This is a genomic window from Chitinophaga sp., assembly GCF_039596135.1.
GTDB lineage: Bacteria > Bacteroidota > Bacteroidia > Chitinophagales > Chitinophagaceae > Chitinophaga.
On record NZ_JBCNKH010000001.1, the window covers coordinates 394,573 to 416,044 of the forward strand.

Here is a 21,472-nt window from a genome sequence, read left to right on the forward strand (position 1 = left end):
AGGGGACACGAAGTTAATTAAAAATGCATTGACACCCAATTAAATTTATCCGAAATGAGGTACAGTATTGCTTTAGCATGTGATTTTGTGGCAGGGTCAACAGGTAGGGGCTGCGGCAGGTGTAGGGGGAATGGGGTAGGGGAATGATTCAGCACAACTCATTATAAAATAGGTCCATGTATAGGACTTAATCTCCCTAATACTGGTTAACTTTGCACTGCTCATGAAAAACAGAACGGATATTAATATAGCAGCTATAGCAAAAAGGACACTTCAGGTTGAAGCTGCGGCGATAGACAATCTACAGAAGTTTATCAATGCTGACTTTGAGCAGGCGGTGGCACTCATAGCCGGTTGTACCGGCCGGGTAGTCATCACTGGTATAGGCAAGAGCGCTATCATTGGCCAGAAAATTGTGGCTACACTTAATTCCACAGGTACACCTGCCCTCTACATGCATGCAGCTGATGCTATTCATGGAGACCTGGGTATGATCAGGGACGAAGATGTTATTCTTTGTATTTCGAAAAGCGGCAATTCGCCGGAGATCAAGGTACTGGTACCATTGGTCAAAAGTTTTGGTAACAAGCTGATTGCCATGACGGGCAATATTGAGTCATATCTTGCCCTGGAGGCAGACCTTTTATTAAATACCACCGTTGACCAGGAGGCCTGTCCCAACAACCTGGCGCCTACCACGAGCACCACTGCCCAATTGGCAATGGGGGATGCGCTGGCAGTGTGTTTAATAGAATGGCATGGTTTTACGGCAGCTGATTTCGCAAAATTCCATCCGGGGGGTACACTTGGTAAAAAATTGTATCTCAAGGTATTGGACCTTTGCCGTCAGCACGATGCTCCCAAGGTATACCTGGACAGTTCATTGAAAAATGTAATCGTGGCTATTTCTTCCGGCATGCTGGGAGTAACGGCCGTTTTGGATAGCAATGATCAACTTAGTGGGATTATCACAGATGGTGATCTGCGCCGTATGTTGGAAAAAAGTATGTCGACTGACAATGTGACTGCCAGTGATATTATGTCTCGCAACCCTAAAACGATTCAATGTGATGAACTGGCGGTAAATGCCCTGGAGTTGATGAGACAACATGATATTACGCAGTTGTTAGTGCTGGAAGACAAGAAGTATATAGGTATTATTCATTTACATGATTTAATCCGGGAAGGAATTATTTGACACGATGACTTACGTGAACAGGCATTTTTATGTAGCCATTATGGCCGGAGGTATAGGTAGCCGGTTCTGGCCCTTTAGCCGGACTGAATACCCAAAGCAGTTCCTTGATATTTTGAATACCGGGAAGAGCCTCCTGCAATGGACATATGAGCGATTCTCCCAGTTTATTCCGCGGGAAAACATTTTTGTAGTTACGCACCAGCATTACATTGGCAAGGTGCAGGAACAGCTGCCGGACGTGATTGTCGATAATATTGTCAGCGAGCCATCCCGCAAGAACACTGCACCCTGCATTGCATATATTTCGCACAAGATCTATAGACAGGACCCCAAGGCAAACATCATTTGTGCGCCGGCCGATCACCTGATCATGGATGCGACCGCATTTACCAGTACCTGCCTCAATGCCCTGATGTTCGTACAGAAACACAGCGCACTGGTGACCCTGGGTATAAAACCAACGCGCCCTGATACGGGATATGGGTACATACAGTTTGAAACCCAACAGGTTGCAGACAATGTATACCCCGTAAAAACCTTCACAGAAAAACCTAACTTAGAACTGGCCAGGACCTTCATGCAAAGTGGAGACTTTCTCTGGAATGCCGGTATCTTCGTCTGGAACGTGAAAACGATTCTCGCTGCCCTGAAGACCTACCTGCCAGAGGTAGACGAACTTTTTGAACAATACAGCGCCGCCCTGAATACCCCTGAAGAAAAAAAGGCCATTGAGACCATCTACCCTCAGTGTACCAATATCTCAATAGATTACGGTATCATGGAAAAGGCTGATAACGTGTACGTGATTCCTGCCAATTTTGGATGGAGCGACCTGGGTACCTGGGCATCTGCCTATGAGAACCTGGAAAGGGACGAAGCGGGCAACGCCATCCAGGGAAAGAACGTGATGATGATCGATGCAACCAACTGTATGGTAAAGGCTCCCCACGATAAATTGCTGGTATTACAAGGTCTCGATGATTTCATCGTGGTGGATACCAACGATGTATTGTTGATCTGTCGCAAAGACAACGAGCAGGCAATCAAGGAATACGTGGCAGAAGTAAAGCGCAACAAAGGAGAGAAGTACCTTTAAGATATGTCCAAATTACCCAATGTAGGAACGACGATTTTCACGGTCATGTCGGGCCTGGCGGCGCAGCATGCTGCCATCAACCTGTCACAGGGCTTTCCGGATTTTGATTGTAACGAAACCCTGAAGCACCTTGTAAACGAAGCCATGGAAGCAGGCTATAACCAATATGCTCCTATGCCGGGTATTCTGCCCCTGCGCGAGGCGATTGCTGAAAAGATCCGTTCACTGTACGGGCAGACCGTTAGTGCAGATACGGAAATCACCGTGACCCCGGGAGGTACATATGCGATCTTCACCGCCATTGCTACCGTGATTGGCCCTGGCGATGAGGTGATTATCTTTGAACCAGCCTATGACAGCTATATTCCCAATGTACTGGTGAATGGCGGTGTTCCGGTTCGTATTCCCCTTTCATTTCCTGACTATCATATAGACTGGTCACTGGTACGGAGTAAGATTACGCCCCGTACTAAAATGATCATGCTGAATACACCACACAATCCAACAGGCAGCATTCTCACAGCGAATGACATTGCCGAACTGGAAAAACTGGTGGCGGAGCACAATATCCTCATCCTCTCTGACGAAGTATATGAGCACCTTGTATACGATGGCAGGGAGCACCTGAGCATTCTGCGTTATCCTTCTTTACTCAGAAACAGTTTTGTTACTTTCTCATTTGGGAAGGTATTTCATAATACAGGCTGGAAAATGGGTTATTGTGTAGGCCCGGCTCACCTGATGGCAGAGTATAGAAAGGTACATCAGTACCTCTGTTTTTCTGTGAATACACCCATGCAGTATGGCCTGGCTAAGTTTCTGCAACAGCCGGATCAATACCTGGGCCTTCCGGCATTTTACCAGGAAAAACGGGATTACTTCCTGTCGTTGATGAAGGATACCCGGTTTACGCCCTTGCATTCTTCAGGCAGTTATTTCCAGTTAATGCGGTATGATCGTATTTCTGATGAAGGAGATAAGGATTTTGCAATTCGTATTACCAAAGAATATGGGGTTGCGAGCATTCCGGTATCAGCTTTTTATGAAGATGGCAAAGACGATCATGTAGTCAGGTTCTGTTTTGCCAAAAAGAATGAAACACTCGAAAAGGCTGTAGAGCGCCTGAGAAAGATATAAAAAAAAGCCGCCCTGTATCAGGGCGGCTTTTTTTATGACTACACGGTCACGACTTCCAGTTGCTCTTTGGCCACTTTTTCACCGATAATCAATGTATTGTCCAGGAAGGTAACCACGCCCGTTTCCACATCATACAGGGCCCCGATTATACCTACTTCGCCAGACAGGATCAAATCGCGTAAAATGTGACTTTGTTCCATAATAGCCTGTACAGAACGTTCTGTATGAATATGTGTTACTGCCTCCACGAAAGCAGGGTTATGAGAAGTTCTGTCTTCTTTGATGGTTTTTTCCGCGTATACGGCAGGGGTGATTTTACCCAGCAGCGCTGTCAGGTTACCCATTTCTACTTTGTCGCAAGCACCTTTGATAGCGCCGCACTTGCTGTGGCCCAGCACAACGATGAATTTGGAACCAGCTACTTTACAAGCATATTCCAGGCTACCCAGTACGTTTTCAGAGATCACTGCCCCAGCAAGGCGGATACTGAAGATGTCGCCCAGGCCCTGGTCAAAGATCAGTTCAGCAGAAGTACGGGAATCCATACAGCTCACGATGGCGGCCATAGGCCATTGACCATCGCTGGTTTCATTGATCTGATCCAGGTGATCACGGTGCAGGCGAAGGTTTTCCACAAAGCGTGCGTTACCGTTCTTCAGCAGTTCCAGGGTAGTAGCTGGAGTCAGTTTGTCTTGCAGAGATTTATTTAAAGTTTTCATTCTATTCACGGTTTTAATTGGTTTTTAATGGCGGATTAACAATAGAATTAATTCAGTTGCAATTCCTTCAATAATTGTTCATGATTACCGGTGGATATTGTATGTACATGTCCGGAAGCAATATTGGCCTGGTAATCAGCTGGAATATTTTCCGAATTCTGTATTTTATATACATCTTTAAACCCCGTAAGCACCACGTTAATATTCTTCTGAGCCGCTTTTACATCTTTAAATTCCCGAATAGATTCCAGGACGTCGAAATCTATATAGGTTGTATTGCTTGCATCGATCACCACAGTGGTATTTTCAGGCAGGTGATCCAATGTGAGCAGGATACTGGCTTTATTCAGGAAAGATACTTCCTGTGCCAGTTCCAGCTTGATGCTGTCTCCATTGTGGTACTTTTCTTTACGGAAGTAATAAGAGCTACGCATGTTACCTCTCAGAATAGCAATCACACTTACCGCCATGCCAAGTGCGATGCCGATCAGTAGGTCAGTAAATACGATAGCGACTACGGTTACCACGAAAGGCACCCACTGGTACTTACCATTTTTGAACATCTCTTTGAAGATGGAGATTTTGCAGAGCTTATAGCCGGTCACCAGCAGTACGGCGGCCAGGGTAGCCAGCGGAATCTTGTTCAGGATGGTAGGAATCAGGGCAGCACATACCAGGAGCAGTGCACCATGAGTAATGGTAGCGAGTTTGGTACGGCCACCTGCATTGATATTGGCAGAGGAACGTACGATAACGGAGGTGATAGGCAAACCGCCGATCAGGCCACTTACGATGTTACCGATACCTTGTGCCTGCAGTTCCCGGTTAGGAGGCGTGTATCTTTTCAGCGGATCCAGTTTGTCAGTTGCTTCCACATTAAGTAATGTTTCTACCGAAGCGATGATTGCGATAGTGACGCCTACGATCCATACATCCTTGTTGGTGATGGAGCTGAAGTCAGGAGTGGTAAATTGTCCTATAAAATCTCCGAAACTCTGAGGCACTGGCAGGCTCACCAGGTGAGAGGGAGCGATGGCCAGTTTGCTGTCCAGGGCAATGAAAATACCATTCAGTACTACACCGGCAATTACGGCTACGAGTGCTGCGGGAATCATCCCTAGTTTAGGAATTTTGTTCCAGTAGAGGATGATCAGCACGGATACTATGCAAATCAAAGTCGCACCCAGGTGAATATGGTTGATAGTGGACAGCAAAGCAGTCAGACTGTTATGGCCGTCTACCTGGATAAAGGTAAAGTCTCCTTCAGAATCAGCATCATAGCCAAAGGCATGAGGAAGCTGCTTAAGTATAATAATGATACCGATGGCGGTAAGCATCCCTTTGATCACATTGGAAGGGAAGTAGTTAGCTACAGAACCTGCTTTGAGGAGCCCCAGGCCTAACTGAATTACGCCACCGATCACAACTGCCATGAGAAATACGTCGAATGCGCCAAATTTGGTGATGGCAGAAAGCACGACAGCGGTAAGGCCGGCGGCAGGGCCGCTTACGCTCAGCTGTGCGCCGCTCAGGGAGCCAATCACCAGGCCCCCGATAATGCCGGCGATCATACCGGAGAACAGGGGCGCTCCGGATGCCAGGGCGATACCAAGACATAAAGGCACCGCAATCAGGAATACAACAAGACCCGAAGAGAGGTCGCCTTTGACATTCGAAAATATATTTTGCCTGCTCATCGTCAATAGGATTTAATTACGCTTGCGCGTGGTTGGTCACAGGAATAGTGATGCCGGGGTGCCTTGTGGCACGGGCATGACATTCCCATTGGAATTTTGTGTTTGAGTAGTAAATGTGTAAAAGCGGCATCCAGAGGCATATTATGCCTGATGCAATAGAAGAATTAAAGAAAAATGAGCAGTTAGCAGTTTGGAGGGGGGCAGTGTATTTCCCTGGCGGGTCCTTGGGGAACAGCTTCCATTACTGTATAATGGATCTTGCTGAGATAAAGGGAAGGTTCGTGGAGAGAGTGATCATGGTGCTTCAGCCATTTTAAGTCTTTGGCGAGCTTTACTCCATCATCACCCGAGCATCCATCTGAGGGGTGTTCCTCCACAATCTGATTATTAAACAATAACCTCCCCATCTCCTTTATTGGAAGGAGTTGGATACACATTAGTGTAAGAAGGAATATGCCGATAATCTTTTTCATGTCTTTACAAAAATAATAAAAGCTCAGACGTATCGTAAATGTACGATTTAAAAATATGTTAAAGCGTGTTTTTTCTTACCACTCATCATTATTTTTTTATTACCAGAAAATATTAAATCATTGAATATTAAGTGTTTATTTCTTTTTGGGTAATAAACTAAGCAAATTATTTTGTTTTAAAAGGTATTGTGTATTGCATAGTAGTATAAAACCCCTTATCTTTGTATTGTAAATATCAAAAACCAATCATTATGCAAATAGTAAGACAAATAATAAAGCTCACTTGCCATGAACATAGATAACACACAATCACAGATGCGAAAGGGCGTGCTGGAATTCTGTATCCTGAGCATCATCAAGCAAGGAGAAGCTTACCCTTCAGATATCATAGAAAAGATGAAAGAAGCGCAGCTGGATATCCTGGAGGGCACTCTTTATCCTTTATTAACACGGTTGAAGAACGCAGAATTACTGAAGTACAGATGGGAAGAAAGCAGTTCAGGTCCCCCAAGAAAATATTTTTCCATGACCGACAAAGGGGAGAAATTCTATCTGGAACTGGAAAAGACCTGGAATGAACTGGCAAACGCGGTACATCAGCTCACAAGTAAATAACAAATCATCCAAACTAAAATCTAAAAAATAGCAAACAGTAATGAAAAAGATTATTAACATAAACCTGGCCAGCCGCCTTATTCCCATTGAGGATAGCGCATATGAGATATTGCGGCAGTACCTGGACAGTCTAAAAAAATACTTTGCGAGGGAGGAAGGTGCGGATGAAATTGTGAGTGATATTGAAGGTCGTATCGCAGAGATATTCCAGGATAAAATAAAAAAGGGTGCTCATTGCATCACAGATGATGATGTAGTAGCCGTGAAAGCGGTGATGGGTACACCTGACCAGTTTGAAGAAAGCGACGATACCAATACCAAACAACAGGCAGCTCCTGCCAGTGACCCTATCTACGATAGCTTCCGTACCCGTAAGCGTTTATACCGCGACCCGGATGCGAAGGTACTGGGAGGTGTATGCGGCGGTCTGGGTGCTTACCTGAACGTAGACCCGGTTGTATTCCGCATCATCTTTGCCCTGCTGGCGATCGGTGGTTTCGGTTCCGGTATCCTGGTATACTTCATTCTCTGGGTTGTAACACCTGAAGCTAACACTGCCGCTGAAAAGCTGCAGATGAGAGGAGAGCGCGTAGATGTGAACAACATCAAAGCTGCTGTACAGGATGAAATTAACGCCACCAAGGCCCACTTCAAGAATATTGGAGATGAGATGCGAAATTTTTCTCAGGGCCGGGGAAGACAAGTTGGAAATGATATAGAACGTTTTGGCCGTAACTTATTTGACGTGTTGGGCCGCATTCTGATCGTTCTGACTAAGGGCTTCTTTTACTTCCTGGCTGTAGTCATTCTTCTCATCCTGCTGTTAGTAGGTGTAATGATCACAGTTGCTTCTCCGGTCCTTCTGCCATTTAAAGCCCTGCTGCTGGCAGGCACACTGCAAAATCTGCTCTTCTGGCCAGCTGTATTCCTGCTGTTAGGCGTACCGGTTGTAGGAATTATTATATTCCTGATCCGTAAGCTCACAGGTGTAAAACAGACTAACCGCTATGTGGGCTATACCCTCAGCTTTCTCTGGTTTACCGGCCTGGTGTGTGCCATACTGGTAGGGGTGTCTGTGGCCAAGGATTTCAGATTACGTAATACTGTAAAAGAAAATTTTGCCCTCGTGCAACCTTCTAAAGGGAAGATCGTCTTTAAAGAGGCAGAGAACCTGGTTCAGGTAGAAGAAAGCTTCTTCGATGACGACCTGAAACTGGCAGACGACACTGTAATTATTAATAACTATCGTTTAAGTGTCGAGAAAAGCAACAATGACAGTTTCTATGTTGAAGTTCAACGTAGCTCCAGAGGACGCAGCATTGCACAGGCCAGGATGTTGGCAAGAGAGATCTCTTATCCGATCGCTCAGCAGGACACCGTTATTTACCTGCCTGCTGGTATCTCTATTCCAAGAAACAGCAAGTTCCGTGACCAGCGCGTACGTATCATCGTACGGGTACCGGTCAGCAAACAGATAGAAATGGACGACAAGGTCCGTGACCATTACCACAACTGGAACTGGGATTGGGATAACGACTGGGATGATCACCACCGTTGGGACGATAATGACGACAACGATGATGACCATGGCGTACATGTGCTGAAAATGACACCCGACGGGATCGATAAGAAAGACAACAACCGTGCAACAGACAAAGATTCTTTAGAAAATAATTATCGCTACAAAGGAAAACAGGAGCGGAACACGACCCCGGTAGAAGATACCAGCAAGTCAGCGGCCGCTACTGGCAAAGGAAAAGTAGCCTTTGAAGGTGGAGATGCCATCAGCTACAGCCTTTTCAATCTTTTGAGCTAAATTTTTCATCACAATAAGTTCAATAGTTAAAGAAATGAAAATTACCACGGTCTTCACCGTGGTTTTTTTATTTAACCATCTTTTTCCCGAATTGATCAAACAGCTGCCATATAAATGCCTAGTTTTGTTTTTTTAACCGGAGACGATAAGGAATGCAGGCTATAAAAAATGGAAAGATCAATATTGCGCTGGTAGGGAATCCGAATAGTGGCAAAAGCTCGTTATTTAATGCTTTGACAGGACTGAACCAGAAGGTTGGTAATTTCCCGGGGGTGACTGTTGACAAGAAAACCGGTGCGGCAACCATTTCGGCCACACTACAAGCCAACATCATTGACCTGCCCGGTACCTACAGCCTTTATCCCAAGAGTGCCGATGAATTAGTAACGTACGATGTGCTGGTAAATCCTCAGGGCGAGGAGCTGCCAGACATTATCCTCATTATTGCCGACGCTTCCAATCTGAAACGCAACCTCCTCTTTTGTTCCCAGATCATAGACCTGAAAATACCTGTTATCATAGGCCTGACCATGATGGACATTGCCCGTAAAAAGGGTGTGGAAATTGATGAAGCTGGCCTGGAAAGAGAATTGGGTGTTCCCGTGGTATCCATTAATCCCCGCAGGAACAAAGGGATCCCGGAACTGAAAAAGATTATCGAACTCGTAACCCGGGAAAAGCTGTCTGCACCTCCCCGGGATTTTATAGATAGCCGTGCATTGGCCCCCGAGCTGATCACCGATATCAAAAAGGTAGTACCTGTAAAGAGTGATTATGCTGCCATGCACATAGCAGTGAATCACAATGAATTGTACTTCCTGGACAAGGCACAGAAGCAGGCCATTACCCAGGCAGTTCAGACCCACCAGTTCAATAAGACCAAAGTACAGGCAGACGAGATCATGCAGCGCTATGCGCGTATCAAGCATATCATGCGCAACTCGGTAATAGAGGCAGATCCTTTGCAGAAACAGTTACAAACGGAGAAGATCGACGACCTGCTCCTGCACCGTTTCTGGGGATATGTGATTCTGCTGGCGATTATGGCCATCATGTTTCAGAGTATTTTCTGGCTGGCATCTTTCCCGATGGACTGGATTGAAGGTGGTTTTGGCGCACTGAGTGGCTGGCTCTCTGACGTGCTGCCTCAAAATCAAATTTCCGACATCTTTATTAATGGTATCATCGCCGGTTTGGGAGGAATTGCAGTATTTGTACCCCAGATCATGATCCTCTTCGGGTTTATTACCATCCTGGAAGATACCGGCTATATGGCCAGAATCAGTTTTCTTACAGATCGCCTGATGCGCCAGGTGGGATTGAACGGAAAATCGGTGATGCCACTGATCAGTGGAGTGGCTTGTGCTGTACCTGCTATTATGGCGACCCGTAACATCGAAAACAGGAAAGAAAGGCTGATTACAATTCTGATTACACCGCTCATGAGTTGTTCTGCCCGCCTGCCTATTTATACTGTAATGATTGCCCTTGTGATTCCTGACAAACCTGTATTGGGATTCCTCAATTTGCAGGGGTTAGTGATGATGGGGTTATACCTGTTAGGTTTTGTGATGGCACTGATTATCGCAGCGATCCTGAAACTGTTTGTCAAAATCAGGGAAAAAAGCTATTTCATCATGGAACTGCCCGTATACCGCGCACCACGGTGGAAGAATGTAGGTACGACCATGGTACAGAAGGCCAAAATTTTTGTTACAGATGCCGGTAAGGTAATCATGGTTATTTCCATCATCCTCTGGTTCCTGGCATCGTATGGGCCTTCGAAAAAGATGGAGGCAGTATCTACAAAATATGAACAATTAAAGGCAACACAACCAGATAAGACGGAAAGCCTGGATAGGGAAGAGGCCATGGAAAAACTGGCGAATTCCTACGCCGGAGGCCTGGGACATGCAATTGAACCAGCTATTCGTCCATTAGGTTTTGACTGGAAGATCGGTATTGCATTGATTACCTCCTTTGCCGCCCGTGAGGTCTTTGTGGGTACGATGGCCACCTTATATAGTGTAGGTGAATCGGAAGAAGACAATGACGCGACCCTTCGGCAAAAGATGAGCAGCGCCACCTGGCGGGATGGCCGCCCCGTGTACACACTGGCCAGTGGCATCTCTCTGATGTTGTTTTATGCCTTTGCCATGCAGTGCATGAGTACACTGGCCATTGTAAAGAGAGAGACCAAGTCGTGGAAAATGCCCGCCATTCAATTTGTATATATGACAACGCTGGCTTACCTGAGTAGTTTGCTGGCATTCCATCTGTTGAGTTAATACTTTTTTTCGGCAGGGTGATAGCGCAGTGAAATAGTTTATATTGCGAACTATCATCCAGCTGATTATGAAAACAACCATACTTTGTTGCCTGCTCCTGACAGGCTTACTTGCGAAAGCGCAGACCAATATCGACTCTGTTCAACTCATTAAAGACATCCGCACTTTATCTGCCGATAAATTTGAAGGCCGCCGCACAGGTACCAAAGGCAGCCGGATGGCCCAGTTCTATCTCATAGATCGTTTCAAACAATCTGGTTTACAACCCTTTCATCATACCTACGAATATCCGTTTTATTTCAGGGAAGCAGACAAACAGGTAATGGGTACCAATTTGTACGGCTATATCAAAGGCAAGTCAGATTCCATTATCGTGATCACTGCACACTACGATCACTTAGGTATTAAGAAAAATCAGGCAGGGAAGGATAGTATCTACAACGGTGCTGACGATAACGCTTCGGGTGTAGGTAGTTTGCTGGCCCTATTGGGATACTTCAAGAAACATACTCCTCAACATACTCTCATCTTTGCAGCCTTTGATGGCGAGGAAGAAGGACTGAAAGGGGCAGAAGCTTTTCTGAAACAGCCTCCTGTACCAGCCAATCGCTTTATCCTGAATGTGAATATGGACATGGTGAGCCGCAATGACAAAAATGAACTGTATGTATGCGGATTGACGCCCTATCCTGCCCTGAAAGATTTTGTCAGTATTGCTGCGGCAAAATCCAGCTCAGTAAAACTGATAGCTGGTCATGATCGTAAGGAAGACGCCGGCCAGAACTGGATTAGCCAGAGTGATCAGTATGAATTCCATAAACTGAAGATTCCATTCTTATATTTTGGGGTAGAAGATCATCCTGACTACCACCAGCTCTCTGATGAATTTGACCATATTCAACCATCTTTTTATTACCAGGCTACGAATTACATCCTGAATGTGGTGCTGGCAGCGGACAAGGGGTTATAAGGTTTTGAGCGAATCAGTAATCGCCTCCCGCCACCGTAACTGGGCGGCATGATTCAGCCCATGGCTGGTTTCGTTGTCATACGCCTCCTGTAGCCGGTTCATTTCCCTGAAGGATTCGATGTATTCGTATTGAATCATACTGTCGTAGTCATCGGCAGTGAGTTCCATATTAGTGATCTTTTTTCTGAACCGCAGGGCTACCAGCCAGGTGATGTCGAAGTGAAGTTGCTCATGAGCCAGGCTATAATCGTCCCGTACTGCAGGAGTAACCCAGGAGGCGCTTTTGATATGAAATGCCTGCAAGGTGAGGTGGATGTAAAGGGTATCTTTTTTCCGGATACTACCTCCTACATAAGCAAAGCTGCTATAAGATACAGCGCCGCTTTTGGGATGGGCCGGTGGAGCGGCCTGAAAATCGGACCATTGTAATTTTCTATCAGATTGATAAAAGAGTGTATCAGATTGAGAATTCTCTGGCCTGTTGTCAGGTACGAAAACTACTTTGATGACTGGTGGGGTACTCATCAGCGATCCCAAAAGGCAACAGGTCCATATGATTTTACTGGGCACACAATAAAGGTACATTTTTCGTAACTTACAGGTTACCAAAACAATCACACTATGTACGGTGGTGGATACATCTTTGAAGAGCCGAAACGGCAACCCCAGTCTACACAAGACCAAGACGACCCCGAAAAACTGGCCGCTTTTGAGAAGCGTATTGCCAACGGGGAAAAAATCGAACCCGGCGACTGGATGCCGGCCGAATATCGCAAACAGTTGATCCGGCTCATAGAGCAGCATGCTCATTCCGAAATCATTGGCGCCCTGCCAGAAGGCACCTGGATCACCCGTGCTCCCGGTTTCAAACGCAAACTGGCACTCATTGCCAAGGTACAGGATGAAATCGGTCATGGGCAGCTGCTATACAATGCAGCAGAGACCCTGGGTAAATCCAGGGAAGCCATGATCAATGACCTGCTCAGCGGCAAGTCTAAATACTCCAATGTATTTAACTATCCGGCAGAGACCTGGGCGGATGTTACTGTGATCGGTTTCCTTATTGACGCGGCGGCTATTGTGAACCAGGTGGCGAATGCCAAAGGTTCTTACGGCCCTTACTGTCGTGCATTGGAACGCATTTGTTATGAAGAAAGTTTTCACCTGAAGCAGGGATATGACGCCTTTATAACACTGGCAGCAGGTACGCCTGCGCAAAAAGCGATGCTGCAGGATGCGCTGAACCGCTGGTGGCAACCGATCATGCACTTCTTTGGCCCGCCTGACAAAGCTTCTAACCACAGCGAAAAGCTGATGCAATGGAAGGTGAAGATGGCGAGCAATGATGATATGCGTAACCAGTTCCTGGATACATATGTTCCAAAGATATGGGAGCTGGGACTAACCCTGCCAGATCCATTATTGCGAAAGAACCCGGATACCGGCAAATGGGAATATTCCGACCCCGACTGGGACCTGTTTTTCGAAGTGATCAAAGGCAATGGCCCGTGCAATAAAGAAAGGCTGGGCGTAAGAAAATGGGCAGAAGAAAACGGTCGCTGGATCAGAAAAGCCCTGATGCGACCAGAAGAAAGTAAACGACAAACAGCCCCTGTAGCTTAACAAGTATTTTTTTCACGATTATGACTGACTCATTAGATCCACGTGTCAACCGGCTCCGGTTGAATAATATTGACGCTCCCTTTACCATAGAAGAAGGAGAAAACTGGCAGGCCTATGAAGTATTTCATCAGGAAAAACGCGGCGCCCACCATGAACATGTAGGGTGTGTACATGCGCCGGATCCGCAGATGGCGCTCATCTTTGCCAAAGAACAGTTTGGAAGAAGGAAGAAGTGTGTGAACCTCTGGGTGGTACGTAGTGCCGACATTCTGGCTTTTGACCTGGAAGACGAAGACATGTTTGCCAACAATATGGAAAAGACCTACCGCGATGCCAGCGGATTCAAGGTGATGGAAAAGATCAATAAGTTCAAAGGTAAGCCCTGACAATAATGGAACACTTAATAAAAGAACTCGTCACCAAAATGGCTGACGACGCCCTGATACTGGGCCACCGCAATTCAGAATGGACAGGACTCGGTCCTGTGATGGAAGAAGACATTGCTTTCTCTTCTATGGCACAGGACAAGATCGGACATGCCTGGGCGCTTTATCGCATCCTCCAAGAAATGCCGGGAGGTCAGGATCCAGACCAGTTTGCATTTCTCCGGCCTGAAAGTGAATACAAATGCTGTCATCTCTCAGAAATGCCCATCGGCACGTATGAATTCAGCCTGATGCGACATTTTCTTTTTGACCATGCAGAAACAGTGAGATACAATAGTTTGCTGGAAAGCAGCTTTGTACCACTGCAACAGCTGGCAAAAAAAGTAAAAGGAGAACTGAAATATCATACGCTCCATGCGGCTGCCTGGATTTTGCAGCTTGGTAAAGGAGGAACAGAGAGCCATGGAAAAATGCAGGCGGCGCTGGACAATTGTTTTCCGCTGGCCTGCGGCATTTTTGAACCAGGCCCGGACGATGTGCAATTGAGCGATATATATCCCGGTGAGCGGGCGCTTTATGAGCAATGGCTGGATAATATTAATCCCATTCTTACCAAAGCTGCCCTGAAGCTTCCTGAAAATGTAACGCCGGCTTACGGTGGCAGATATGGTCAGCACACGCCTCATCTTCACTCTTTACTAAAAGAAATGGGAGAAGTATTCAGACAGGATTCCGCGGCAGCCTGGTGACCATTTAACCGGAAGTATATGGATATGATCAAGATCATTTATCAATCTCTCGAAAAGGTCATGGACCCGGAAATTCCTGTATTGAACATACTGGAAATGGGAATGATCACAGATGTACAGCAGGATGAAAAAGGGATTCATATAAAAATGATCCCTACTTTTTCGGCCTGTCCGGCTATATCACTGATCAAACAACAGATCAGCGATACAGTAAGTAAAGATTTGCAGTTACCGGTAGAAGTTACCGTAGATACTGCTATACAATGGAATAGCAACCGGCTAACCGAAACTGCGAAGGAAAAACTCCGCGGATTTGGCATAGCGCCGCCACCTGTGCATCATGGTGAAATAGATGCAGAGATGCTGATACATGTGACCTGCCCATATTGTGGAAGTGAAAATACATTCATGCGTTCTCCCTTCGGAACGACGCTGTGCAGGGCTATGCATTTCTGCCGTCAATGTGGAATGATGTTCGAACAGTTTAAGCCCCTTACCTGATTTTTCCTCATATTTATTTACTTTCACGCTTCAAAAAGCAAGGGGCATGAAGATAGGCTTGTATTTTGGATCCTTTAATCCTATACATACCGGTCATATGATCATCGCGAATTTCGTGGCATATCATACGGATCTGGACAAAGTGTGGCTGGTCGTTTCTCCACAAAATCCATTAAAACCATCGGCAGCATTACTCAATGAACATAACCGTTTCCACCTGGTAGAACTGGCCATACAGGATGAGCCAAAGCTCAGGGCCAGTAATATCGAGTTCTCGTTGCCAAGACCATCTTTTACTGTCGATACTTTAGCTTACCTGACTGAGAAGTTCCCGACGCAGGAGTTTGCGATCATCATGGGGAGTGACAGTTTTCAGAACATTACCCGCTGGCGCAACTATCAGCACATTGTGAGGAACTATCCTATTTATATATATAAGCGGCCGGGGCATGAGGTGACAGAGACACATGGTGCCACGGTAAAAATACTGGAAGCACCTATGCTGGATATATCAGCAACTGATATACGGAATTGGATCAAAGAAGGAAAATCAATCCGCTACATGGTTCCGGACAGCGTAGCAGCATATATTGCCGCCAATAACTACTACAAGTAATTACTTTTCTATCCTTACTTCCCGCTTTTTCACGAGGAATTCATTAGAATAGATTTCCAGCAGCAGGATGAACATAGATATCAACAGAGGTCCGAAGATCAGTCCTATAAACCCGAAAAGGTTCACGCCAACCAGCACACCGAATACGGTAATCATCGGGTGTACATCACCAATCTTTTTAGCCAGTAAAAGTCTGAAGATATTATCTGACGTACCCACTATGGCAAATCCGTAGACGAGTATGGCTACGCCCTGCCAGGTATTGCCGGTACCCATCAGGTATATTCCCAAAGGAACATATACGGCAGCTGCGCCCACTACAGGCAGCATGGCGGTACAACAGGTGACAGCAAACCAGAAAATAGGTTGGGGTACTTTGAAAATAAGGTATCCTATGAGGGAAACAATACCCTGGATGATAGCAATAAGTGGAATTCCCACCGCATTGGCAATCACCAGTTTGCGGAATTCTAAGCCCAATCTTAGTACATTTTCATCTTTCAGCGGGATATATTCATAAAGGTAGGCTTCCATTTCCCGGGCGCATACCAGCATAAAGTAGAGAATAAAATAGAGGATGGCGATAGTCGTGAGTGTATTGAAGGTCGCACCCAGCAGGCGGGGAAGGACAGCGGCGAGGTAACCTTGCAGTTGTTCCAGTTTTACCTGTGAGAGGATGTCTATTTTGGTAGAATGATGTATGCGGTCATTAAGTGTTTTGAGGCCAGTGATCAGTTCTGAGGTGTGTCCGATAGCATATCCTACTTTGTCAGTGAGCATATTGATCATAAGACCAACTGGCAGTAAAATGATAATGAAGGAGAGTACCATTAGCATGGCAGCGGCTAAAGGCTTTTTCCAATGGCGCTTTTCAACCAGTCTGAACATGTAATTGCGGCTGATTACATAGAGCGTGACGGCGCCCAGGAAGCCGGGAAAAAATGAATATAGCTCCATGAAAAGGAGGGTAGCCAGCAAAATGATGATCAACAGGAAGCAAATCTGTTTCAGGCGTTCGTTGTCAATGACGCTCATAAGGTTGATAAGTTAATGTGATAGAAGGTGATACAAAAAGAATACCGTTCGCTGCCATTTTGTTCATTCATAGACTCGCAGGTTTAGCAACTGCCTTTGGCTGTTGCCAACCTGCTCACCACAGGGCAGTATATATTTTTTAACATGTATTTTTCCTTAATTTTTAATTCTTGGAATAGTGTTTGTACCTCTCATATTCCAATTATGTTAATCTAATTACTCACCTTAAAAACCAGAAATTATGGCAAGCAACGGTTCAAAAGCGGTTGTATCATTCATTGTTGGCGCAGCAGTAGGTGTTGCTGTAGGTTATTTCCTGAACTCTGACAAGAAAGATGAACTGGTAAACAAGCTGAAATACCAGGCAGACAAACTGAAAGATAAACTGAAGAAGAAAAAGGAGCAATATGAGGATGCCCTTGAAAATGAGCTGGCTTAATCCCTTATTGCACTAAAATCATTTGCATGGAAGATAATTTCAGCAACTATTTTAACCAGACAGGTAAGGTTGCCAAAGAATATCTGGAAACCCGTCTGGACCTCATTAAGCTCCAGGCAGCAGGAAAGCTATCAAAGGCCCTTGGGCTTTTTTTCTCTTTGATACTGGCTTTCCTGCTGTTCTTTTTTGTCGTTGTATTCCTTGGAATGGTAGTGGGCTTCTGGATAGGAGAAATGACCAATAGTTATACAATTGGCTTTTCCTGTTCTGCAGGGCTTTTTATCTTTTTACTCCTGATCATCTTATGGTTTCGCGAGCCGCTCATTCAGCGTCCGCTGTCTAATATGCTGATCAAAGAACTGGTGAGTGAAATGGAGATAGACCCCAAAGAAGAAGCGCTGGAAAAGGAATTGGACAGGATGGAGGAGGAAGAAGAATATCATGAGCAGTTATAATTTAACCATCATGAAAAAATAATTACACATGCCCAAGGTGAAGATCACCAACTCAACTACACTACAAAGTGAGATCCTGAGATTAAAGAGAAAATCCCGTGCGCTGGAAAATGAGCTGGGAGACCGCGTAGATCATTTCAGAAACAATTATGGCAAGATGGCCCTCAATTCTGTCATACCCGGCAGTGCGAAGCATTCGGGATGGATGGGTATTGCAGGCAAGGTAGCGAAAGTAGTATGGCAAAGTAGCAGTGCCAAATCGTTCGCTACCAATGCCCTGATGACGGCATTAGAATTTGTTGGTGTCAGATTGGGAATCAATCTCTTTGATAAATACCGCAAGAGCAGGAGCAAAAAGAAAAAGGCCAGGATGGCGGCTACACCTTCCGAAGAAGATTAGCCCCATACTTTGGTACCTTCACTACAGTTTGCACAGATGTCAATATTTGCCCGGCCCTTCATAATCTGGGTACGGAAACGAACATACTGATCGTTGTGCCACAGTTCTTTCATGGACTGTTGCTTTAAATCGCCCAGTTTATGCTGGGCGTCCTTATCAAAACAACAAGGTACAACCAGGCCATCCCAGGTGATAACGGGTGCATGCCACAGGCGCCAGCAGTGATTCCCCATTTTATTCTTGATCTTGTAGGTACCGTCTTCATTGCGGCGGTAGCGGCTAAACTTATCGATGGTCGGAATCAGTCGGTTTCCTTCTTCATAATCATATACTTGCGCTGTTTTAAAGCGCACCTGGTCTACCCCAATTTCCTTAGCCAGCAGTTTGATATCCTCAATCTGGTGCTCATTTGGCTTTACTACCAGGAACTGGAAAAATACGAACGGCTTTGTGGAATTCAGCGCTTTTTTCCACTTCACAATGTTTTTAGCACCCTGAATTACTTTCTCCAGGTTACCGCCTACCCGATATTGGGTATACACATCCTGTGTGGTACCATCTATAGATATGATCAGGCGGTCCAGACCGCTTTCTACCGTTTTGCGGGCATTTTCGTCCGTCAGGTAGTGGGCGTTGGTGGAAGTTGCCGTATACAGACCTTTGCTGGATGCATATTTTACCATGTCCAGGAATCCGGTATTCAGGTAGGGTTCCCCCTGAAAATAAAATATAAGGTAGAGGAGATCTTTGGAGATCTCATCGATGGTCTTTCTAAAAAAATCCTGGTTCAACATTCCCGTAGGACGGGTAAATGCACGTAAGCCACTGGGGCATTCCGGGCACCGTAGGTTACAGGAAGTGGTCGGTTCGAATGATACGGAGATGGGATATCCCCACTGCACTGGTTTCCGAGTCCATTTACTCACAAAATAGCTGCTCAGTACTTTTCCGGCATTCCATCCACGACGCAGGGTAAATTTAGAAAGCAGGTTCAACGAATCATTCCAATTAAAATCCGGCATAACACAAACACTTTGGAGATTGTAAAAATAAGATAACTATATCGGTTATGGATAATAATATTATACTTGCTATAAATTTGACATAGTCAATACGTAGCGGATACTCCAAAAGCAAAGGCTATGCTAAAAGCAGAATAATTATTATCGTGGCAAAGTTCAGAGTTAAAAAAGCGTGGCGCCTGTCTCTCATCATCCTGATTTTGATGGGGGGTACTATCGCCGGACTGATATGGTACCAGGAGAAAACAGGAGGGCTCAACTTTGTAAGATATGAGGAGTTTGGTATTGATATGCCTGTTGACTATGAAATACATGGGATCGATGTCTCCAAATTTCAGAAGAATATAAACTGGGAAGCGGTAGAGCAGATGCAGGTGGAAAATATCCATATTTCATTTGCGTTCATCAAGGCAACGGAGGGTATCACCCGCCAGGATGCCAACTTCAAACAGAATTGGTCCCGCGCCAAAAGGGCTGGTGTGGTGCGTGGCGCTTACCACTTCTTCTATGCTACCCGTGACCCGCTCAAGCAGGCCATCAATTTTCAGAACATCGTGCAGCTGGAGCCGGGTGACCTGCCACCGGTACTGGACATCGAGGTGAGCAACAACCAGCCGGCTGCTGTAATCAGGAGTACTGCCAGAGTATGGCTGGAAGAAATGGAAAAAGCCTATGGTGTAAAACCCATCATTTATACTAACGTACATTTTTACGAAACCTACCTTGGCGATGAATTTGACGATTATCCACTGTGGGTCGCCCATTATTACCAAAAAAAGAAGCCGGCGTCAGCAAGGAACTGGCTTTTCTGGCAGCATAATGATGGGGGCCGGGTCAATGGTATTAATACTACGGTAGACTTCAATGTATTCAGGGGAGATAGCCTGGCATTCAGTAAGTTATTAATTCCCGCAAAAAAGCACTAATGGAAAATCAGGAGCCACCCCGACAGGAAGATGAGAAGCCACCAATGGATATGCGGATCGTGTATTATTTCGTGCGCATTATCCGGACGGTTTTTTTGTTTTTATTCTGGGGAATTATCAATGTTTTTCTGGGATTATATCTCGGATTTGCTGTGCCGGAGGAATCTACGCCCGGCCGCATGATCTTCTTTTATAGCTTCGCCTTCATCACCCTTGTGGCATACCTCTTCATTGTGTGGAAAACGTGGAGGAAACAAGGCCACACTACAGATAATTATTAAAGAAAAATGGCGAACAACGTTTTCCGTTATTCGCCATTTATTGATGATAAGATTAACTGAATTAAAGGAGGGCTTGTTGCAGATACGCCTGCTGCATCCCCTTGATAATACGTGCTAAGTCTTCCTGAGGCATGCCTATTTTACGTTCCAACCGTACATACAACTCCTTCTCCTTGCCAGTTTCAAACACCAGGTCCTCATCTGACAACTCTGTGAAACGTTGTTTTAGCAATTTCTTCAGTACCGACCACTGGTAACTACGGATGTTCATAGTAAAACTTAATTTTTATGGTGTTATACAATATTTGACGTATTAATCCATCGTTCCAGGGTAACAGGGAATCCCCTCCCATTGAGGTCTAAATCAAACAGTTATCTTCAAGAACGTAATACAATAATATTCAACTTCTGTGCCATTTGGCAGCATTTAAGGGCAAAAAAGCAAACCGCATTGATCAATTGTAACCTATAATGAAAAACAGTTTGAAGGGGTCTACCTACTAAATATAGGAACAAAAAATCTGCTAAAATTGTTCAAATCCCATTTTAGCACTTCAGATGCAATCTATTGCAGCATGCCCTGCGAGGGTCGATTTGTGGAGACCAGAGAAACACGTTTGTTGTCGCATTACGCAATGTGTGGAGTCATTTACTCATAGAAGCACTATGAAATGCCCTATTGGCAAGTATTTCGGGATGGTACATACTTTGCAAAGGTATATACGTATTGATTGATAAAAAGGAACTGTTAACAATTAAAACGGAACACCATGCTACATGATAGCGATAAACCGGATAAACAGCCTCCTCGTGAAGAACATAAACAACCTTTACAGCACAAAGCTGAAATTCTAACAACCGATAAAGCCGATACCAGGACCAACCCGCTTCATGAGAAGCTTTCCGAAAAACCGGAAGACGAAAACCTAGCGGTAAGGGATCAGGATCGATCAAATAATAAAAACTAATTCGTTTGCCATAGTTTATTGATTAACCTATTATGGATATCAAACGATTAGTAAGATTCTTC

At 45.3% G+C, this 21,472-nt stretch carries 25 protein-coding genes; 18 read left to right on the plus strand and 7 right to left on the minus strand.

Features of this window, described 5'->3' with window-relative positions; translation table 11 throughout:
* The first annotated feature begins 223 nt into the window (after nt 1-223).
* The 3 genes from ABDW16_RS01655 to ABDW16_RS01665 are packed head-to-tail and all read left to right on the plus strand — an operon-like array spanning nt 224 to nt 3,431.
* Nucleotides 224-1,198, plus strand: coding sequence for a KpsF/GutQ family sugar-phosphate isomerase (locus tag ABDW16_RS01655; RefSeq protein ID WP_343667370.1), 975 nt, complete (start codon nt 224-226; stop codon nt 1,196-1,198).
* Nucleotides 1,199-1,202: 4 nt separating this feature from the next.
* Entirely contained in the window at nt 1,203-2,294 is a 1,092-nt protein-coding gene (locus ABDW16_RS01660) for a mannose-1-phosphate guanylyltransferase (RefSeq protein WP_343667371.1), read from the plus strand.
* A gap of 3 nt (nt 2,295-2,297) precedes the next feature.
* A complete protein-coding gene (locus tag ABDW16_RS01665) occupies nt 2,298-3,431 on the plus strand; it encodes a methionine aminotransferase (protein ID WP_343667372.1) in 1,134 nt (377 codons plus the stop codon).
* Between the two features lie 38 nt (nt 3,432-3,469).
* On the opposite strand, the gene ABDW16_RS01670 is transcribed toward ABDW16_RS01665, so the two are convergent.
* The 3 genes from ABDW16_RS01670 to ABDW16_RS01680 form a co-directional block, all read right to left on the minus strand.
* A complete protein-coding gene (locus ABDW16_RS01670; RefSeq protein WP_343667373.1) occupies nt 3,470-4,150 on the minus strand; it encodes a carbonic anhydrase family protein in 681 nt (226 codons plus the stop codon).
* Nucleotides 4,151-4,197: 47 nt separating this feature from the next.
* A complete protein-coding gene (locus ABDW16_RS01675) occupies nt 4,198-5,847 on the minus strand; it encodes a SulP family inorganic anion transporter (protein ID WP_343667374.1) in 1,650 nt (549 codons plus the stop codon).
* A 182-nt stretch (nt 5,848-6,029) separates the two neighbouring features.
* Complete coding sequence (locus ABDW16_RS01680) at nt 6,030-6,320, minus strand: hypothetical protein (protein ID WP_343667375.1); 291 nt, start codon at nt 6,318-6,320, stop codon at nt 6,030-6,032.
* A gap of 288 nt (nt 6,321-6,608) precedes the next feature.
* Here ABDW16_RS01680 and ABDW16_RS01685 point away from each other — a divergent pair, with 288 nt between their 5' ends.
* The 4 genes from ABDW16_RS01685 (at nt 6,609) to ABDW16_RS01700 (ending at nt 12,009) form a co-directional block, all read left to right on the plus strand.
* Nucleotides 6,609-6,935 carry a PadR family transcriptional regulator gene (locus ABDW16_RS01685; RefSeq protein WP_343667376.1) on the plus strand — a complete coding sequence of 109 codons (327 nt, stop codon included), beginning with the start codon at nt 6,609-6,611 and terminating at the stop codon, nt 6,933-6,935.
* Between the two features lie 40 nt (nt 6,936-6,975).
* Nucleotides 6,976-8,751: a PspC domain-containing protein gene (locus ABDW16_RS01690; protein WP_343667377.1), complete on the plus strand. Its 1,776-nt coding sequence runs from the start codon at nt 6,976-6,978 to the stop codon at nt 8,749-8,751.
* A gap of 152 nt (nt 8,752-8,903) precedes the next feature.
* Nucleotides 8,904-11,039, plus strand: a complete 2,136-nt coding sequence (feoB, locus tag ABDW16_RS01695) for a ferrous iron transport protein B (protein ID WP_343667378.1) — start codon at nt 8,904-8,906, stop codon at nt 11,037-11,039.
* A gap of 67 nt (nt 11,040-11,106) precedes the next feature.
* Entirely contained in the window at nt 11,107-12,009 is a 903-nt protein-coding gene (locus ABDW16_RS01700) for a M28 family peptidase (RefSeq protein WP_343667379.1), read from the plus strand.
* Here ABDW16_RS01700 and ABDW16_RS01705 read toward each other — a convergent pair.
* Nucleotides 12,004-12,579 carry a hypothetical protein gene (locus ABDW16_RS01705; RefSeq protein WP_343667380.1) on the minus strand — a complete coding sequence of 192 codons (576 nt, stop codon included), beginning with the start codon at nt 12,577-12,579 and terminating at the stop codon, nt 12,004-12,006. The two genes, ABDW16_RS01700 and ABDW16_RS01705, sit on opposite strands and share 6 nt — an antisense overlap.
* Before the next feature lie 51 nt (nt 12,580-12,630).
* Between ABDW16_RS01705 and paaA the strand changes: the two genes are divergently transcribed.
* From paaA to nadD, 5 genes are read left to right on the plus strand one after another with little or no spacing between them, the layout of a single operon-like run.
* A complete protein-coding gene (paaA, locus tag ABDW16_RS01710) occupies nt 12,631-13,632 on the plus strand; it encodes a 1,2-phenylacetyl-CoA epoxidase subunit PaaA (RefSeq protein WP_343667381.1) in 1,002 nt (333 codons plus the stop codon).
* Between the two features lie 20 nt (nt 13,633-13,652).
* Nucleotides 13,653-14,018: a 1,2-phenylacetyl-CoA epoxidase subunit B gene (locus ABDW16_RS01715; RefSeq protein ID WP_146968425.1), complete on the plus strand. Its 366-nt coding sequence runs from the start codon at nt 13,653-13,655 to the stop codon at nt 14,016-14,018.
* Between the two features lie 5 nt (nt 14,019-14,023).
* Nucleotides 14,024-14,767, plus strand: coding sequence for a 1,2-phenylacetyl-CoA epoxidase subunit PaaC (paaC, locus tag ABDW16_RS01720; protein WP_343667382.1), 744 nt, complete (start codon nt 14,024-14,026; stop codon nt 14,765-14,767).
* A 24-nt stretch (nt 14,768-14,791) separates the two neighbouring features.
* On the plus strand, nt 14,792-15,268 hold the full coding sequence (gene paaD / locus ABDW16_RS01725) for a 1,2-phenylacetyl-CoA epoxidase subunit PaaD (protein ID WP_343667383.1): 477 nt from the start codon (nt 14,792-14,794) through the stop codon (nt 15,266-15,268).
* A 46-nt stretch (nt 15,269-15,314) separates the two neighbouring features.
* Nucleotides 15,315-15,884 carry a nicotinate (nicotinamide) nucleotide adenylyltransferase gene (gene nadD / locus ABDW16_RS01730; RefSeq protein ID WP_343667384.1) on the plus strand — a complete coding sequence of 190 codons (570 nt, stop codon included), beginning with the start codon at nt 15,315-15,317 and terminating at the stop codon, nt 15,882-15,884.
* Here nadD and ABDW16_RS01735 read toward each other — a convergent pair whose 3' ends face one another.
* Nucleotides 15,885-16,919, minus strand: coding sequence for an AI-2E family transporter (locus ABDW16_RS01735; RefSeq protein ID WP_343667385.1), 1,035 nt, complete (start codon nt 16,917-16,919; stop codon nt 15,885-15,887). It lies immediately after the preceding gene.
* Between the two features lie 241 nt (nt 16,920-17,160).
* On the opposite strand from ABDW16_RS01735, the gene ABDW16_RS01740 reads away from it, so the two are divergent.
* The 3 genes from ABDW16_RS01740 to ABDW16_RS01750 are packed head-to-tail and all read left to right on the plus strand — an operon-like array spanning nt 17,161 to nt 18,213.
* Nucleotides 17,161-17,358: a YtxH domain-containing protein gene (locus tag ABDW16_RS01740; RefSeq protein WP_343667386.1), complete on the plus strand. Its 198-nt coding sequence runs from the start codon at nt 17,161-17,163 to the stop codon at nt 17,356-17,358.
* A gap of 26 nt (nt 17,359-17,384) precedes the next feature.
* Nucleotides 17,385-17,813 (plus strand): hypothetical protein, encoded by a 429-nt coding sequence (locus ABDW16_RS01745; RefSeq protein WP_343667387.1) that lies wholly within the window; start codon nt 17,385-17,387, stop codon nt 17,811-17,813.
* Between the two features lie 28 nt (nt 17,814-17,841).
* Entirely contained in the window at nt 17,842-18,213 is a 372-nt protein-coding gene (locus ABDW16_RS01750) for a hypothetical protein (RefSeq protein WP_343667388.1), read from the plus strand.
* Here ABDW16_RS01750 and ABDW16_RS01755 read toward each other — a convergent pair.
* Entirely contained in the window at nt 18,210-19,235 is a 1,026-nt protein-coding gene (locus tag ABDW16_RS01755) for an SPASM domain-containing protein (RefSeq protein ID WP_343667389.1), read from the minus strand. The two genes, ABDW16_RS01750 and ABDW16_RS01755, sit on opposite strands and share 4 nt — an antisense overlap.
* Nucleotides 19,236-19,381: 146 nt before the next feature.
* On the opposite strand from ABDW16_RS01755, the gene ABDW16_RS01760 reads away from it, so the two are divergent.
* A complete protein-coding gene (locus ABDW16_RS01760) occupies nt 19,382-20,161 on the plus strand; it encodes a glycoside hydrolase family 25 protein (protein ID WP_343667390.1) in 780 nt (259 codons plus the stop codon).
* Nucleotides 20,161-20,442: a hypothetical protein gene (locus ABDW16_RS01765; RefSeq protein ID WP_343667391.1), complete on the plus strand. Its 282-nt coding sequence runs from the start codon at nt 20,161-20,163 to the stop codon at nt 20,440-20,442. The genes ABDW16_RS01760 and ABDW16_RS01765 overlap by 1 nt, the downstream gene beginning before the upstream one ends.
* Nucleotides 20,443-20,503: 61 nt before the next feature.
* Here ABDW16_RS01765 and ABDW16_RS01770 read toward each other — a convergent pair whose 3' ends face one another.
* Nucleotides 20,504-20,713, minus strand: coding sequence for a general stress protein CsbD (locus tag ABDW16_RS01770; RefSeq protein WP_343667392.1), 210 nt, complete (start codon nt 20,711-20,713; stop codon nt 20,504-20,506).
* A 499-nt stretch (nt 20,714-21,212) separates the two neighbouring features.
* On the opposite strand from ABDW16_RS01770, the gene ABDW16_RS01775 reads away from it, so the two are divergent.
* The gene (locus tag ABDW16_RS01775) at nt 21,213-21,410 is read left to right on the plus strand and encodes a hypothetical protein (protein WP_343667393.1); all 198 of its coding nucleotides are present in this window, start codon (nt 21,213-21,215) and stop codon (nt 21,408-21,410) included.
* Nucleotides 21,411-21,472: the final 62 nt, after the last annotated feature.

What these genes read in the sequence shown, in the direction of transcription:
- ABDW16_RS01655 (WP_343667370.1), top strand. Translation starts at nt 224, where the DNA reads ATGAAAAACAGAACGGATATTAATATAGCAGCTATAGCAAAAAGGACA.
- ABDW16_RS01660 (WP_343667371.1), top strand. Translation starts at nt 1,203, where the DNA reads ATGACTTACGTGAACAGGCATTTTTATGTAGCCATTATGGCCGGAGGT.
- ABDW16_RS01665 (WP_343667372.1), top strand. Translation starts at nt 2,298, where the DNA reads ATGTCCAAATTACCCAATGTAGGAACGACGATTTTCACGGTCATGTCG.
- ABDW16_RS01670 (WP_343667373.1), bottom strand. Translation starts at nt 4,150, where the DNA reads ATGAAAACTTTAAATAAATCTCTGCAAGACAAACTGACTCCAGCTACT.
- ABDW16_RS01675 (WP_343667374.1), bottom strand. Translation starts at nt 5,847, where the DNA reads ATGAGCAGGCAAAATATATTTTCGAATGTCAAAGGCGACCTCTCTTCG.
- ABDW16_RS01680 (WP_343667375.1), bottom strand. Translation starts at nt 6,320, where the DNA reads ATGAAAAAGATTATCGGCATATTCCTTCTTACACTAATGTGTATCCAA.
- ABDW16_RS01685 (WP_343667376.1), top strand. Translation starts at nt 6,609, where the DNA reads ATGAACATAGATAACACACAATCACAGATGCGAAAGGGCGTGCTGGAA.
- ABDW16_RS01690 (WP_343667377.1), top strand. Translation starts at nt 6,976, where the DNA reads ATGAAAAAGATTATTAACATAAACCTGGCCAGCCGCCTTATTCCCATT.
- feoB (WP_343667378.1), top strand. Translation starts at nt 8,904, where the DNA reads ATGCAGGCTATAAAAAATGGAAAGATCAATATTGCGCTGGTAGGGAAT.
- ABDW16_RS01700 (WP_343667379.1), top strand. Translation starts at nt 11,107, where the DNA reads ATGAAAACAACCATACTTTGTTGCCTGCTCCTGACAGGCTTACTTGCG.
- paaA (WP_343667381.1), top strand. Translation starts at nt 12,631, where the DNA reads ATGTACGGTGGTGGATACATCTTTGAAGAGCCGAAACGGCAACCCCAG.
- ABDW16_RS01715 (WP_146968425.1), top strand. Translation starts at nt 13,653, where the DNA reads ATGACTGACTCATTAGATCCACGTGTCAACCGGCTCCGGTTGAATAAT.
- paaC (WP_343667382.1), top strand. Translation starts at nt 14,024, where the DNA reads ATGGAACACTTAATAAAAGAACTCGTCACCAAAATGGCTGACGACGCC.
- paaD (WP_343667383.1), top strand. Translation starts at nt 14,792, where the DNA reads ATGATCAAGATCATTTATCAATCTCTCGAAAAGGTCATGGACCCGGAA.
- nadD (WP_343667384.1), top strand. Translation starts at nt 15,315, where the DNA reads ATGAAGATAGGCTTGTATTTTGGATCCTTTAATCCTATACATACCGGT.
- ABDW16_RS01735 (WP_343667385.1), bottom strand. Translation starts at nt 16,919, where the DNA reads ATGAGCGTCATTGACAACGAACGCCTGAAACAGATTTGCTTCCTGTTG.
- ABDW16_RS01740 (WP_343667386.1), top strand. Translation starts at nt 17,161, where the DNA reads ATGGCAAGCAACGGTTCAAAAGCGGTTGTATCATTCATTGTTGGCGCA.
- ABDW16_RS01745 (WP_343667387.1), top strand. Translation starts at nt 17,385, where the DNA reads ATGGAAGATAATTTCAGCAACTATTTTAACCAGACAGGTAAGGTTGCC.
- ABDW16_RS01750 (WP_343667388.1), top strand. Translation starts at nt 17,842, where the DNA reads ATGCCCAAGGTGAAGATCACCAACTCAACTACACTACAAAGTGAGATC.
- ABDW16_RS01755 (WP_343667389.1), bottom strand. Translation starts at nt 19,235, where the DNA reads ATGCCGGATTTTAATTGGAATGATTCGTTGAACCTGCTTTCTAAATTT.
- ABDW16_RS01765 (WP_343667391.1), top strand. Translation starts at nt 20,161, where the DNA reads ATGGAAAATCAGGAGCCACCCCGACAGGAAGATGAGAAGCCACCAATG.
- ABDW16_RS01770 (WP_343667392.1), bottom strand. Translation starts at nt 20,713, where the DNA reads ATGAACATCCGTAGTTACCAGTGGTCGGTACTGAAGAAATTGCTAAAA.
- ABDW16_RS01775 (WP_343667393.1), top strand. Translation starts at nt 21,213, where the DNA reads ATGCTACATGATAGCGATAAACCGGATAAACAGCCTCCTCGTGAAGAA.